General features: G+C 59.0%; 5 protein-coding genes and 1 pseudogene. 2 read left to right on the top strand and 4 right to left on the bottom strand.

All coding sequences use genetic code 11. The annotated features are described in order from the left end of the window. Positions 1-121: 121 nt before the first annotated feature. The 4 genes from NDI85_RS17800 to NDI85_RS17785 are packed head-to-tail and all read right to left on the bottom strand — an operon-like array spanning position 122 to position 9,160. Entirely contained in the window at positions 122-3,982 is a 3,861-nt protein-coding gene (locus tag NDI85_RS17800) for a hypothetical protein (RefSeq protein ID WP_310916524.1), read from the bottom strand. Continuing rightward, positions 3,979-4,569, bottom strand: coding sequence for a BREX protein BrxB domain-containing protein (locus NDI85_RS17795; protein WP_310916523.1), 591 nt, complete (start codon positions 4,567-4,569; stop codon positions 3,979-3,981). Before NDI85_RS17795 ends, NDI85_RS17800 begins: the two co-directional genes overlap by 4 nt. Continuing rightward, complete coding sequence (locus NDI85_RS17790) at positions 4,566-8,321, bottom strand: hypothetical protein (RefSeq protein ID WP_310916522.1); 3,756 nt, start codon at positions 8,319-8,321, stop codon at positions 4,566-4,568. Before NDI85_RS17790 ends, NDI85_RS17795 begins: the two co-directional genes overlap by 4 nt. Then, positions 8,321-9,160 carry a BrxA family protein gene (locus NDI85_RS17785; RefSeq protein WP_310916521.1) on the bottom strand — a complete coding sequence of 280 codons (840 nt, stop codon included), beginning with the start codon at positions 9,158-9,160 and terminating at the stop codon, positions 8,321-8,323. Before NDI85_RS17785 ends, NDI85_RS17790 begins: the two co-directional genes overlap by 1 nt. Positions 9,161-9,390: 230 nt before the next feature. Between NDI85_RS17785 and NDI85_RS22330 the strand changes: the two are divergent. Together NDI85_RS22330 and NDI85_RS17770 are read left to right on the top strand one after the other, a co-directional pair. Beyond that, positions 9,391-12,578: pseudogene (locus NDI85_RS22330) on the top strand (PD-(D/E)XK nuclease family protein). Further along, positions 12,571-16,209 (top strand): UvrD-helicase domain-containing protein, encoded by a 3,639-nt coding sequence (locus tag NDI85_RS17770; protein WP_310916518.1) that lies wholly within the window; start codon positions 12,571-12,573, stop codon positions 16,207-16,209. Before NDI85_RS22330 ends, NDI85_RS17770 begins: the two are co-directional and overlap by 8 nt. Positions 16,210-16,282: the final 73 nt, after the last annotated feature.

Raw genomic sequence — 16,282 nt, 5'->3', positions numbered from 1 at the left:
ATAAAAATCTATGCCAGATGGTTATTCTAATCACTGATTGGATACCAGAATGAAATGGGGCGAGGTTTAGGCACCATATGGACGATTGGTTATTCATAAACGAAACTTGGTGGAGACTAGACTATTCCTCAAGTAAGACGATACTGCCATTTGCCAATCCATCCAACGTCTCGTTCACGACCCTGATTCGATCCAGTACCGTCTTCGCTTCTGAGAGCAGTTCGGATACGCGATCTTCGGTCGGACGATCATCAGCGTCGACGACGGCAGTCACTTCGTCAGTGATCGTTGCGTTCGGAATCTCCTGACGAAGTTCCTCTGCGACGCGTTGCAAGTCCGCCCATGCACCACCGCCTGTTCTGGGATCGTCCGCTTCATCGATGAGCTGCTGTACTCGCTGGAGTGACGGTGGTCGAGATGAACCGAGCACGGTCTCTACAGCTTCGGTCGTCGGCGAGTCTGGATGCTCCGCACGAAGGGTGTCCCCCGCCGATTCGAGCTGTGCCCACGGACTCGGGTCACCATCGAGGATTTCGTTGACGTTCTCGTATGTTTTGGCCTGCTGTCGGACGCTGGAAGCGACGAGTGCTGCTTCTTCAATCTGGTCGCCAGCCCACGCAGTCTCGAACACCTCCTCGATGCTGTCGAACGAAACGCCACGGAACGTGTCTGTGGCGTCTTCGAGCAGCGCTCGAACCGACGATTCGTGCTCCTGCACCCACGTCGTGAGATCTCCACAGATTGCCGTTGGGTCTGATTTGTCCACCGCCTCAGCAGTGATTCGCCGGTACTGATCTGAGAGGACGTCGACGCGGTGACCGGTCGCGTCGGCGATCCGGGTCGTCAGCGTCTCCTTCGTGGGCACGGAACTACTTTCGGCCGTGGTCTGCATTCGCGACGTGATCGTTGCGCTGGGATACAACGACTCCAGCAACTCCAGCGTCTCCGAGAACTGCGCCCAGAGCGATTTCTCGCCCTCTTCGACGGCGTCCGGCCGAACGTGGTGAGGCCGGGCTTGGGAGTCGAGTGAAACGAGTCTCCCAGTGAACAGTTCACGCGCGTCTGCGAACGTCTCGGCATCCGACTTGACGCCATCCTCGACGAGATCCGAGGTGGTGATCTCGCCACCACTGTACGCCGGCGACAGTGCGCTTTCGAGGGCATCCAGGGAAACGTCGAACTCGCGGGAGACGCCCTTGAACGTCCGTTTGACGAGAACGCTGTGTTCGTCGACCCAGGTAGCGAGTTCGTCGACCCAAGCGTCCGGGTCGTCGCCGTCCGGATCGTGACCGAGGACAGTCGACACGACGGTCCGAATCTCCTTCGGATTGATCGTATCGACGCCGAACCGCACCTGCAACGAGGTGAGACCGCTCTTCGTACGCACCTGGCGTCCGATCGCTGCTGGATCGGTAACGTAGTCGGTGTCCTGTTTGAGAGCAACCTTCTCGTTGGACGTGGCGAGCGTGATGAGCAACGCTGCCATCGACTCCTGGGGCGTCCCTCGATAGTCTCCGTTCGCCGTCCGGGTTTGCTGGAGTAACGTCTCGACGTCGACTGCGCTCTGTTGTTCGTATTCGTCGATGAACTCCCGGCACCACCCACTGCTACCGATAGTTCGATTCGACGTGTCCACGCCCAACATGACTGCATCGCTATCGGCGAGCGGCCAATCGCCGCTCCCTCTGAAGAACTTCGCTAACCCCTTCGCATCGTCGACCTCGACGAGCGGGCGGGACAGTACCTTCCGAGTCGACCCGAACACGGACTGAACTTGGTCTTCGACGGTGTCTTCGAGGACACTCGGTCGCTCTCCACGGTACTCGTGAACCGTATGGACTGCTGCATTCTCGAGGAGATCGCTCACCGAAGACTCCAGTCGACGTTTGTCGGTTCGATGTTCTCGTTCGAGTTCCTCGTGTGTCTCCGTCTCTTCGTCGAGAACCTTCCCCATACCGAGGACGTTCCGTATCCTGTCGAGCGTCGTCTCGGGCACCTCGATTGCGATGAGAATGTGTTCTCCACCGGCTCGGCCGTCGTTTACGTCCTTCCACGTGCCGACCTGATCAGTAACCGTCTCTGGATCGTCGGCCAGCACCCGGATCCGAACGGCATCGAACTCCGTCGTTGGCGCTCGACCAACTGGGTCGAGGATGGAGTACTCGTACCGGAGCGGGACGAGCCGTTCGTCGCCGACGTCCGCTTCGTGAAGGCTGCTATCGCTCCGGAAGAAGCCGTCGTTCTCTCTGAGTCGCGTCTCCAACCAAGCGGATAGCTGATGCGGCGAGATTTGCTCGGCTTTGGTCTGGGCTCGACTGAGAATGCTCTCCTGTTCTTCCGAGACCAGCGTGTATACTTCGTCACCTTTGTCGTTCGTTTCAGTGAGCACCTTTCGCTTGTCGACGAGCGTATTCAGCGCCGACTCGGTCTCTTCGACGCTTTCATCGACAGAGGCGTGGACGTCGTCGAGCATCAGCCGACCCAAGTTCTCCGGCGTCGCTGGAACGGCCGGCGTCTGGTTGAGGAGGTACAGCGCTTTCGATACTCGGACCTCCCAGGCGTTCTCATCGCCGTCGAAGGTCGGGATCAGCGTGTTGTCCAGCATCTCCTGCACCCACAGCGGGACATACGTCGTCTCCTCGACCAGGAGGTCGAACAGTTCGTCCCACGTGACGAGCGCACCCTCCTCGGCTGTTGCCCAGTCGAACTTCGTGAACAGCGACCGAACCAACACGAGCAGCGCTCGTCCCTGGATGTAGTCCCGATCCGTCGCCCTCCCCTGGGTGATCAACTCCTGCATCACCTTTCGGAGCAGCGTGAGATCGTACTCGCGGAAGGGATACGACTCGACCGGATCCGGGTCGGCGCTGCCGACTGGGGAATACGTTTCCAGCGACAGATCGGGCATCGATGAAACGAGTGACGAGACTCGCTCACTGCCCGAACTGTCCTTCTGCAGCCACCGCTTCCGGACGATGATCTCCGTGTCAGCGCCTTCGAGTGGGACCTGCTGGTGTGTCCAGTGGTCGTCCGCCGGCTCACCGATCAGACTCTCACGTGTCGCCGGGAGCGAGTACTGCCCAGTCGTGACGACGACCGGATTCGGGCCGTGTTGAAGCGCTTCCATCGTCTCCTCGAACTCGCGGTAGCGATGCCGACTATCGCCGACGAACAGCGCAACCTCGTCGAGTCCAAGGAGCAACTCGGTCCGGGGACCGCCTTCGTTCAGTGCGTCGGTGACGGTCTCCACTCGCTGTACCAGTTCTGCGGGATCGAACGACTCGGGATCGACATCGTCCTCCGCTCGCTCGATGGATGCTTTGACGCCAGCTTTACTGTCGAGCTCGGTGCCTGCTGTCTCCGTCAACGACGGAAGTGCTTCGTAGAGCCACCGACGTAGGGATGCCCGTTCTTCGAGAACGTCCTCGAACGTCTGGCCGTCGTGCTCGGCGTCGGTGAGCGCGTCCCAGACACCGTCGTATTCCATATCGACGGTCCAGGCCCACTCGAGCAACCAGTTCGGGTCTGTCGGATAGCCGAGTTCGCGACCGATCGCCTCGAAGATGAGGAACGGAAGCGGCGGTTCTTTCGAGGCGTCCCGGTCGAGGAGATTCAGGAAGACCGGCTTGAGTCGATCGACGTGTGAGTCGTCGATCGAGCGGGCAAGGTTGTCGAATCCGGGCCACTGCTGAGCGAGTTCGTCACCCAGATGTGCGAACTCTGATTCGCTGTCTGCGACGAGCCCGATGAGTTTCAGGAGGTGGGTTTTCCCTGATCCGAAGGTCGCGTGGAGATAGAGAAAGCGTGCTGCTTCTCCGGGATGGGTTTGGATGACCTCTCCGAGCTCCGTGAGCACACGCTTTGCACTGTCAGTCTCGTGGAACTCTGCGACGTCGGTCGCTGCGCGCTCTCGCGCATTGACCTTCTGGACTTCTTCGAGTTGGCGTGTCGGATCGCTACGGAATAGCTCATTGATACTCATTGTTGGAGATGCACCTCCTGGACGGGACCCGGAATCTGGTGCGCTGGATAGTAGTGTCGTGGTTCTCCGTCGAAGAAACTCAGCTTCCCGCCGACGTCATCACCGGGGTACATTACACCGATGGTAGACCTGACGTTGCGACGGTCGAGTTCGTCGAGGAGCTCGGACGCACGAGTGAACGGATAGAGGCTCCCGAGGTTGAGAAGCAAGACGACGTGTTGTTGCGTTTCCAGCCGGTCGTCGTCGATCTCGTTCGTGATCATCTCCTCGACGAGCTCCTCCGCCAACCGATCCTGCATCGTCTCTTCAATACGCTCAGCGGTCGTCTCGCCACCCAGTGCCACCGAGAGATTGTAGACCTTCGTCTTCGGGAGGAGTTCGTCGAGCCAAATCGGCTGGACCGTGACCCCTTCATCGACAACTGGCGGTTCTTCTGCGTCCGTCGCCCATCCGCTGAGTCGGTCCGCAACCCGGTGTTCGATTGATGGATCGACCGCTGCGATCACGAATGGATTCCGGATGCCGGCTTGCCCATCAGCGAACGTACACAGCTTCTCTTTGAAGGCGAGATACGGTGAGTCAGTCATCGAATGATCACCCCCGAATCAGCCCGCTCTACATCCAATTCTCTGCTCTCGACGAGACGTTCGAGACGCTGATCGATTCCCCGTCGGTCGTCCGGGAGAACTCCGATTTGATCCACGTCGTTGGGTGACCGGTCGCCGACGATTGCAGAGAGGCGATCGAGTCTGGATTCGAGTACGTCGACGTCGTCTTCGGTAGCGTCTGTCCGAGGTTGCACACCAGCGATGTCATCTGCCACCGATGCCAGCGTATCTTCGTCGTCCGAGTCTAGTGCCGTGACTGCCTCGTCTACGGTTTCGTACCAGCGCCGAAGCTCACGAAGCGGCGTGATGTAGGTCCGCTCGAAGGCGACATGCACACTCGACGGGAGTTCCGTTGCAGGAACGACCCACGGATGTTCCTCCAGCCGCTCCACGAATGTAGCGAGTCCGTGCTCATCGACGTACGCGTTCCAAGAGCGTTGGAATTCGGCGCTACAGTCGGTAGCAGTCTCCCCAACCAGGACTTTCCACCCATCGGTCGTCCACCAGCTCCCATCGAACGCATGGAGCGCATCACGCTGCTCCGCAACCAATGACTGCGCCTTCTCATCGATCCATTCGAACTCACGGTCACCGACGGCCAGTTGTGCATCGAAGCGGTAGAGCGACAGGAGCCGTCGATTCCAGACATCTACGACTTCGTCGAGCCATTCCTGTCCGGCGTTCGTCTGTTCAATCGCATCCCCCAGTCCGTCCCCCTGTGACCTGACGACGGTGAGCCGGTCAGCGGTTGCATCGATACGCTCTGATAACGCTTCGACGAGGCTGTCGAGCAAACCGGCGACAGCGTCCGAACGGATATCCGTGTCTGCGACCAATTGGACGTCCTCTTGGAGACCAGTGAGCGCCGAACGGAGCTGTGTATTCGCGTTCTGGAGGTTAATCAGTCCATCAGCGACAGTCTCTGTAGTCTCCTTGAAGCCGCCCTCTTCGAGGAGGTTCCCGATCGGCTCACGTGGAAGGAGCTTCAGTCTCGTCGTCGATAGCTGGCTCTGATCGAGAACGACTTCGTTTGCGAGGGTGTTGCCGTCTTCGTCGACAGGAACGAGTCGGCCTTCGCGACAGAACCCCCAGATGATGGCACACAATGCAGGGCGGGCCTCGTCGTAGAACGGCTTTTCGTCGGTGATCCCATCGAGGACCGTGTTCATGTTGAGGCCATCGTCCTTGTCCTTCAGCTGCCGGCCAGTGAGCGACAACACGTTTCGCTGAATGCTTTTCTTTCCTTGCCTCGCGGATGGATCCGAGGAGGGGACCTGTATCGTATGTGCCCACGCTGGGAGTGGATCGTCAGTGGAAAGCTCGGCGAGTTCCTGCAGTCGGTCGTCGTCCACCTGGAGCATCATCGGATGGAAGTCGTCCGGATATCCGACGTCGACGGCAGTTTGCACTGCTTTCGTGAGACTCCCGATGTTCGTTCGATCTTTCACCGTGTAGGAACCGCTCTGCATCGCGCTGACGAGTTTGCTTCTGACAGCACTCGCCCGCCGGTCGAGATCGCGTTCAACAGCAGGTGGGACGGTGTGTGTCGAAATCGCGTCTCGAAGCGCCCACCACTCGACGATGTGCTTCCGAAGGTCGTCGAGTCCGTCAGTGTCGATCTCCCAGTACAGCGTTTCTTCATCCCCATCGTCTGGCGAATGAGCGGGATGGACGCCCTGCACTGCAATGGAGACTTCTAACCCTCCCTCGGCTTCCCTGGTCGTCTCGAATCCGACTCCGTCGAGACTAAATTCGTATGCGACGGGATATTCGTCACCAGATTCACTATACGGAACGGATTCCGGGAGGGAAAGATCCTGCATGATCCGTTCCCAGAGATGCTCGTCCAATGCGTGGAGAATAGCATCCCAGTCTGGGTTCTCCTCGTTTGCCTCGGTATCGTCGTAGATGAGGCGCTCTTCCTGTGTGGCGAACCGATATCTCGCACCGGATTCGTCCTCGGTCGGCCGGATGAACTTCTGGAGCCGACCCAGCGACTCCTCGACTCGGTTTTGCGTACTGATCCACGACCGACCGTTGAGATCGGACATCACGGAGACGGCGATGTTCCCCTCGTTCAGTGGGACGATATCGTGGACGTGCTGCAGCAACAAGACCGCTTTCGCCACGTCGAGGTCGAACGCTTCCAGATTGCCATCCGCGACTTCGTCTGCGATACTTCTCCCCCCCTCATGGGACTCATTCGCTCCAGCCTCGTCATCGTCGGGTAGCTCTCCGATAACTCGAACGTCTTTCTCGAGGGTCTCCTCCAGCTCTGGTTTGATCAGTTCATAGAAATCGACCAACGTAACGACGTGGTCAGGTTCTCCGTCTTCAACCCAACTCTGGAGGAGATTGTGCATGAGCGCGAGAATCGCGCGAGCGGTCCCCGAGAAGATCGATTTTGCTGGATCGGGGGCTTCCTGCCTGAGATTGAACAGTATCTCGAGGAACAGCGGAGCGTGATAGGGAAGGAATGGGTAGAACTCGACGAGCTCGTCGTCGTCGATGCTGTCGAGTGGCGGTTTCGTATTCTGCTTGATTTCGTTGTAAACCAGTGATTCGGTCGGTTTCACCGAGGCCTCGTCGAGTACCTCACGAACTCGGGCCTCGCCTCGGTCGGATTTCTCGAACAGACGCCGCTTTGCGATGTCGCCTACGTGTTTACTGGGTAGCTGGTAGCGGTGCGGGAAGCGGTCTTTGACGATACTAAAGTCGGCACCGTGAGCGGCGAACTTCGGCTGGACGTCTTCGATCTTGGCTTGTGCAGTCGCAACGAGCTGGATGTCGCCATCACCGATATCGTCGATGTTCTCCGCGAGCGTCTGGAGTTCAGTCAGGCGCTCGAAGTCCGTCCCGATAAAGAGACTCACCTCGTCGAGAAGCAACACCAACTTCACCGGCTTTCCTAACTCATCCTCCCGCTCTTCACGCAGTTGATTCAGCCGTGTCACCACTTCCTCTGGATCGATATCCGACGGTCTGAGGTCCGTGTACCCATCACGGGTTTCGTTGACCTCCTCGAAGAGTTTGGGTAGAACCACATCTGCGAGCGCACTGTAGTTCTGGATATCCTTCCAGAGATCCTCTGAATCCCAGTCGTATCCACCGCTCTCGGCAGTAACGGTTTCAAGCACCGCTTGTGCACGAGTCTGGCGGTCAGGCCATGCTTCCGTCGTCCGGAACCACTTCTCGAAATACGCGACGTCAAGCTGCGAGGAGAGTCCTGTCGAGATCTCATCGTCGACGCCGGTCAGATCGGGGTCCTGATGGGCGTGTCTGAGAACGATCTCGCTGAAACTTCGCTGCTTTTGCCCCTGGTATTTCAGGAGATTGATCGAGACAGGGATGACGTAATATTCCTCGTGGATATTCTGCCAGTGCGCACGCAGTTGGTCCTCGCTGGCATCTTCTGTTACTTGCGTAAGGTCATCCCAGACCTCGCTATACTGTCCTTCGAGCCAGTCGGTGTCGAGCAGTCCGTCGAGGACGGTCAGAAGATGGCTCTTTCCGCTGCCGTAATAGCCGTAGAGCCAGTAGTTCGACCCGGTACGCATATCGTCCGCCTGTCCGAGCATCCGGTCGACGAAGTCTCGAATAAAGCGTTGGGAGTCCGCCGTTACGTGGTATGACTGGATGGCCCGCTCGCGATGATCGCGTTCATCCCTGTCGATACGGACCGATTCCTCGAAATCGTCTGGAAGGTCTTCAAACCAACTCGCATCGACCATCAACTGTCACCCCCATCCTGTACCCACGAATATGTTTCTTCACTGGGGCGTAGGTCGAGGTCGCCGTGGAGTTCGAGATATTCCCAAGCGGTGGTGGTGGCAGCACGGTCGAACAGTTCTTCCCAGCGCTGCTCCGGTTGGAAGAGGTACAGCAATCCTCGAGGGGCTGTAATCCAATCTTCACCGCCTGTCTCGAACGAATAGTCCAACGCAACGAGAAGTGGTGTGGTTCCTACAGAAGGGAATTCTCCTTCTACTGCTTGTTGTCCCTCGAGAACACCGATTTCACGCATTACGGATCTGATCCCTTCGCACCAGCGTTCCGTCGTCGATTCTGCGTAATCGAAGCTGCTACCATCGGAATAGGTGAGGTTGCCGAGGATCGTTGAAAGAGTCTCGTTCGAGAAGTCCAGTGGGTTCGGTTCGCCTCGAGCTACACGAGCACTGTATTCGTGGACGACGTACCGAACCAAGCTATCGTCAGAAACAAGATACAGATAGAGGATCTGTGCCTTGTCTCGGGACGTGTCACACTGATCAAACACCTGGGGGAGAACACTCGGGTTCGGGAGAGCCGTTGGTGCATTTTTGAACCGCGATGTCAGCACCCGGTAGATTTTCTGAGAACTCCCCCGTGTGCTCCGATTCGAGAGGCGCTCGTCGAACCAGATCTCCTTCACATCGTTCCAGTTCCCCTTGTCTGCGTAGAGCTGAGCCAATTCCTCAGCCCGATCGACGAGGAGACCGCACATCGTGAGATCCATGTTGACTTCATCCGGCGAAAGTTGTCCAGACAAAGATGAGAGAGGAGCGTCACCTCCATCGGATATGAGGGTCATACGTTGGTAGACTAAACCGACCCACTTTATATTTCGTCTATCACCGATGGCCCGATTATTGCCGATGCTGTGGTCAGATTAGCCTATTTGGACTTGGTGAAGATTCCTAAACTGTCTCCAACTGAGCGGTGAATTTGTCTGAGGAACTGGGATACACTGAGAAGGTATCATTCATCTAATTACTGTTACCAAGAGTGAAGTAACAGCCTCGTCATCGTACAGGTTGTTCGATGGATTCCACGCTTCTCACCGGTCCAAAACATTCACTTCTGGAAGAGCAGGCGTTCCAGAAAGCCGACACCGTTGCTGGTGATTCGCTCGGTAGTATTCTCTACATCACGCGAAACGACGCTCGACGAGGTCACGTCGAAGATGCGTGGGCAGATACACACCGTCCACTTCGCCTCCGAGCCGAGACGCTCGACGCAGTCGTCCGTGACTGGTACGAAGCGCTCGACGGCCCAATCGCGAGACTCTCCGGGCAGGTGAACCGTCGTCTCACGGAATACGCTCTCGACCAGGCGACCAAGAGCGAGGGGAGCATTCTTGCAGGCGAGCCAGCATCTGCGGCACTCGCGGACGGTTTCAGTAGTCGCTTCTCGCTGTTCGATGACGCTGGCGTCTCTACGGCTGAGGAACTCGCAACCGAATTCGACGGATCAGAGCTCGACGAACGAATCGCGACGGCGACTGTCGATGCCTATCGATCCTATGGAGTGCTTCATCGCGACCACGTCGACGAATGGACCGCGACACGTGGTGAGATCTTCCAGGCCGTCGCGACTGCCGACGCTGATCTAGCAGACCTCTCGCCAGAACTCGACGCCGTCATACTCTCCGGCTATCACGAGTTCCGACCCGTCGAACGTGCTGTGATCGAGCGGATCGTCGATGCGTTCGATACGATCGCGATTCTCCCGCTCCACCAGCACGGCGACGGGGGCGTCGACAGTGTCACCGTCGATGGACTGGGGGTCTACGAGGAGCTGGGATTCGAGCGGAACGTGGTCGAACCACAGCAGGGTACTGCTGTCGACGTCGCCACAGTCACGAACGCGATGTATCGCCACGACCCCGGTGACGTACCGACGCCAGAGACACTCCGCTGGCGGGAGTTACCGACGCCGGAACGCGAGGTTCGATTCGTCGCTCGCGAACTCCGAGCGGAACTCGCTGACGGTCGCGATCCGGACGACCTCGCGGTCGTGATTCCAGGCACCGAGGCGTATGCGGGGTACGTCGACGATGTCTTCGAGACCTATGGCATTCCCCACGTGACGACCGCTGCATCCCAACTGGATCGGACCTTTGCAGGGAGCGTCGTTCACGATCTGCTTCGTCTTGCCGAGCAGGACCCCCACGCTGAGGATTTGACATCGCTGCTGGCGAATCCACTCGTCGACTTCCTCTCCCGAGAGCACGTTGACGCTATCACGGCAGCTGCTCGACGCCGCGACACTGTCGCGCTCGATCCGCTGCTCGACGACATCGACGACGACGCGAGGAGACATATTGAAGACCTCATCTCGTCGCTCGGTACGCTCCGTACGGGTGACATCGAAACAGCGCTCGACGTTTTCCGTCGAGTGCTGGCTGACGACTTCGAGCTCGAATCTGCAGTCGAGAACTATGCCGGCGGGACGACACAGGCGACGGAGCAGCAAGCATACGCCGTCGTCGACGAGGTTCTCAGTTCATTTGAATCGATGCAATCTGTTTCCAATGATCTCTCGCCACTGGCGTTGCTCACTCGGGCGTTCGATGGCGTTCCGATTCGTGTTCCTCAGGGTGCTGCCAGCGGTCACGTCGAGGTTCTGGGGATGCTCGACCGCGGATGCGCTCGTTCGAGAACGTCTACGTCGTCGGGCTCACGACTGAACAGTTCCCCGTCTCACCGGAACGACCGGCATTTTTCGACGAGATGACCGACGCTCATCCTCGGTTCGACACGGGTGACGAGCGCCTTCGAGGCCGCTATCTCTTCGCGACACTCCTCGCGAACGTCGATGAAGTCACACTCACAACTCCAGCATCGGGCGATGATGCATCGGCAGTCGTCCGCTCACCGGTACTCGATGAACTCCAACGAGTCACCGGTATCGAACCAGTAGACGGTCTTGACGAGCGCATCGGCTCCCGTGAAGACCTCCAGCGTCGCCTCGCCGCTCACGCACGTCGGCGAGTTGCTGTCGATCACGCCGGCGAGCAGGGCGACCTCACACCCGAGCAGACGAAACGAACTGACCGGGGCCTCAGCTGTGCCGAGAATCGAAGCGATCCAGATCTCACATCTCACGATGGCCTTCTCGATGCAGACACTGTCGATGCAGTGTATCCTCCCTCTGAGCGCGAACCCTACAGCGCGAGTCGAATCGAACGGTACGTCGAATGCGGGTTCAAGTTCTACGCGGAGAACGTTCTCGACATCGAGGAGCCGGACGACGTCGAAGTGACGCCGACGCCGCTCGAGACCGGCAGTTACGTTCACGACGTTCTCGAACGCTTCTATGTGGAGCTTGCGGCGGAGTCGACCGAGGAATTCGATGTCAGTGCATACGAGAGAGACGAATTGGAAGGCCGTCTCCTCGATATCGCACTCGACGAACTGGCGGACGCCGACTTCGAGTACGACGGCCTGTTCTATGAACGCTGGCTCACCGAGTTGTTCGCCGGATTGGGCGACTCTGAAACGAACCCGTACGCGGGCAGTTCGATACCGCACGAAGCACCCGAGAAAGGGTTGCTCGCGACGTTCATCGAAGAGGAACTCATGCGAGGCGGCGATACCCGACCGCGCTGGTTCGAAGCCCCATTCGGTGACGGGTTACCTGATTCCGACACTGGACCGTTCGAGGTTGAACATCCTGACGGGTCGACCGTTTCGATCCGTGGGTACATCGACCGCGTCGACGAGGCCGGTACCGACGAACAACCGGAGTTAGCGCTATACGACTACAAGACCGGACGCGCGCCGTATATGACCAAGACGACGGGCGGGACGAAGTTCCAGCTCCCGATCTATCTCCTCGCTGCGGAGGCCGTCTTGAGTGAGGACGATCTCGATGACGCTGCACTGTCCGCGACGTACTACCAAGTCCGGCCGCCAAACGACGTCAAAGTCCCACGCGGTGTGGAATCGAAGTTCGATTCACAGGCAGAGCTACATCGATTCTTGGACGAAGTCGTGCCGGAGTGGCTCGGTCAGATCGACGACGCAATCGCGAACGGGCGGTTCCACACGACGCTGTTGTCGAGTCGGGGAGCGAATTGCAGCTACTGTGACTATCGTCGCGCCTGTGACGTCCGCCACCATCGGAAGCGCGAGCGCGTCGACCACGCACGGGGAGACGAGTCAGCGTATGTTCCGTTACGCGTTCAGGACGATGCGGACCTCGAGGCGGTGATGAGCGATGACTGATGAGGACGATGCAATTCAGCTGACCACTGAACAGGAAGACGCACTCGTTCAGGACCGAAACGTGGCCATCACCGCCGGCGCTGGGACCGGCAAAACGACGACACTGACTGAGCGATACGTCACCATTCTCGAAGAGAATCCGTCACTCACTCCTGAGAACATCGTCACGATCACGTTCACGCGAAAGGCCGCAGCGGAGTTGACCGAACGCGTCCGGACGGAAGTCTACGACCGGCTCGCTGCCGAGGATTCGCCTGATGGATACCATCGGTGGCGGGACGTTCTCGACGAACTCGAAGACGGCTACGTCCACACGATACACGCATTCTGTACCCGACTGTTACGAGAACGTGCCGTCGAAGCGCCAGTCCCACTCGGGTTCGATGTTCTCGACGAGGACGGCGCCGCAACCCTTCAGCGAGAAGTCGTCACGGAGTTCCTCGAAGGAAATCAGAGCGACGAGGACGTCGCGCTGCTCGCCCAGCTCTGGGGACGAAGCCAACTCGTCGACGTATTGACCGGGTTGCTCGACGAGCGCCCACAGAGCGAGGCCGTCCTCGAACGCTGGCGAGATGCTGACGTCGAGGAGTACGTGGACGTCCTCTGGGAGACTGTCTGTGACCTCGACGCCGATGACGCTCGTGAGACGCTCTACACACACGGCGTTCTGGAAACCCTGCGAGAGCTGGCTGACCGGCTCCCCGCGGGTGCCGACGTTCAGGACGAGGACGGCTTGCGAGCGTATCGGACCTTCGAGGACATCGCGACGACGCTTCCGGAGTCTCCTTCGGAGAGTGATCCCCGCAGGTGCCAGCGCGCGATTCTCGACCTCTACGAGGTGTGTGAGAAGAAGAGCGGTGGACTCTACAGTAGTTCAGGCTACGTCGTCGGGTCTCGGGAGGACTGGCACGAACACGGTGACGTCTACGACGATCTGAAAGACGCTGTCGACGTGGTAATCGGGGCTGTCGAATCCCACGAGGACGCTGTCGACACGACGCCGGGCGAACTCGAGGAGAACAGTGCGCACTACGCGCTGGCGCTGATGCGTGTTTTCGATGGCGTTCTGGAACGCTACGAGGCCGGGAAGGACCGTCGAGATGCGCTCGATTTCCCCGACGTGATCGAGACCGCGATTTCGTTCCTCCGTGAGAATGAGGAGGTTCGTCGCCGTCTCCAGGACACGTTCGCGGCGGTAATGGTCGACGAGTTCCAGGACACGGACGACCGGCAGTGGGAGCTCGTGAAGCTCCTCACCGGCGTCGACGAGGAGACGGCGACGAACGTGTTCCTCGTCGGTGACGAGAAACAGAGTATCTACGCCTTCCGCGGCGCTGACGTCACGACGTTCGGCGCAGCACGGGACGAACTGCAATCTGTAAACAGCAGTCTCGGGCTGGACGAGGTTCCCGACAGCGACGTCGAGAGCCCGACCTCCCTCGAACTCTCGGGTAATTTCCGGACGCTCGAAGATCCGCTCACGTTCTTGAACGGACTCTTCGATCAGTTGTTCCAGCCCGAAGACGACGAGCATGCACCGTTCGAAGCGCCGCCGCAACCGCTCACTGCGAGACGAGACCGAGTCGAAGACATCGAGGGACTCGACGGCAGTATCGAATATCTCGTCGTCCCTGACGATGCAGAGACGGCAGCGACGCTCTTCGGTGACGACCACCCCGTCGCTGAGGGAGCGTTGGACCATACAATCGAAGCAGAGGCACAGGCACTCGCAGCCCGACTGACGACCCTCTTTGACGACCCGCCGCTCGTTCAAGACACGGATACTGGTGAGCACCGTTCCGCGACCCCTGACGACGTGGCAATCTTGCTCCGTCGGCGAACACACCTCGACCGGTATCAGCGAGCCCTCGAAGCGTACGACATCCCGTATACGGTCATCGGCGGTGTCGGGTTCTACGATACGCCCGAGGTGCAGGCGCTCACGAATCTCCTCCGGGTACTCGGCGATCCGACGGACGACATCTCTCTGTACGGTGTGCTCCGATCACCCCTATTCGGGTTTACCGACGACCGGCTCGCCCCCGCAATCGCACGTGCAGACTCGATCTGGACGGCCTTGGAAACGACCGATGATCCACAGCTTACGGACGCGTTCGAGCTGCTATCGAACTGGCGTACGCTGAGTGGGTGTGCGGAGCCGGGAGAAGAGGGCGTCCTTTCGTGGAATCGCGTCCTCACGCGCGTCATCGACGATACCGGGTACCTGACGAGTGTCAGTGCCGACGAACGCGGCCAGCAGGCAGTTGCGAACGTCGAGAAGTTCCGTGATCAGGTCCGAACTTGGAGCGAAAACGGCGTTCACACGACTGCTGGGTTGCTACATCGGATCGACCGGCAGGCAGAAATCGATCCACGTGAGGGTGAAGCGGACATTCCTGGCGATGCCGAGGGCGTTCGAATCATGACGATTCACTCCTCGAAGGGACTAGAGTTCCCGATCGTCACGATCCCGGATATCGGAAGCAGTCTGAACTTCGGGCGAAGCGTCGACGACTACGGTTACGTCCGACTGGTGGAGGGAACTACAGATGCGCCACCGCTTCCCGCTGTCGGCGGTCCGCATCCCAGAGACGCCTTCTCGATCGAGAAGACTGCCGTCCACGAGTACGCAGACCGGCTCTCACTGCCACAGGAACGAGCGGAGGCGAAACGCCTCCTCTACGTCGCTTGCACTAGGACTCGCGACCATCTCCTGCTGTGTGGAACACACGACATCGGGCGTAGCGAGTCTGGAGACATAGAACTCGGCGAGCCGGCGGCATTCGACGAGGCTGACCGCTGGCGTGACTGGCTTCAACCCCACCTCCTCGAAGATGGCGAACTCTTAGGCCAGGCTGTCCAGAACGGCGACACTCGTGGTCAACTCGGTCGTGCAGGCTATACGATTCGAACGCCGCCACACCCGACGGACTGGGCATCCGACGAAGACGTCGACGAGACGATGCCTGAAATCTCGATTCCGTCACCTCCCGAGCGCGACGCTGGGATCCGTGTGGCCGCGACGACGCTCGTGAACGAAGTGGCCGACCACTCCGGTGACGGACACACCTACGCAGCGGGTGAAGAATCACCAGGCCTCAGCCCGACCACGTTCGGAACTGTCGTCCATCGACTGAACGAGCTTCGCCCGCCGAGAGACGAGTGGGAACCGTTCGTCGAACGGGTGAGTCAGATGGCCGGTGAGGAACCGACAGCGGACGACATCCACGCGGCCATCGACCACGCAGACGACGCGATTCGGTTCGTCGACGACCTCGAGGCTTCGGGTACTCTCGAAGCAGTCCACGATGAGTACTCGGTGATGGCACGTCTGGACGGATCCAGAATTGTCGGCGATATCGACCGCCTGCTCGTCACGCCAGACCGGTATCACATCATCGATTACAAGACCAACGACCTTTCAGCAACGACATCGGGGAACCTGGCGGCACATTACCGGCCACAGATGCTCTCGTACGCGCTTGCTCTCTTCCAGCACGATCCGAGTCGACGAGTTCGAGCCTCTCTCAGATTCACCGACGCCGGCGTCGAAGAACGATTCGAGTGGGAGTCAGACGAATTGGAGGACATCAAGTCCGAGCTACGTGAGATGGTCGGTCTGATGATGTAGTCGATTGGCTGAGAGTAGAGTCCACGTTTTCATCTCTCAGTCGGATTCTATTTCGAAGGCTTTCTCGAGCAGT

This window comes from Haloarcula sp. S1AR25-4 (assembly GCF_031624555.1).
In the GTDB taxonomy this organism is placed as follows: Archaea; Halobacteriota; Halobacteria; order Halobacteriales; family Haloarculaceae; genus Haloarcula; species Haloarcula pellucida.
Note: the sequence above shows the minus strand (reverse complement) of the source record. Positions and strands in the feature narration are given on the sequence as shown.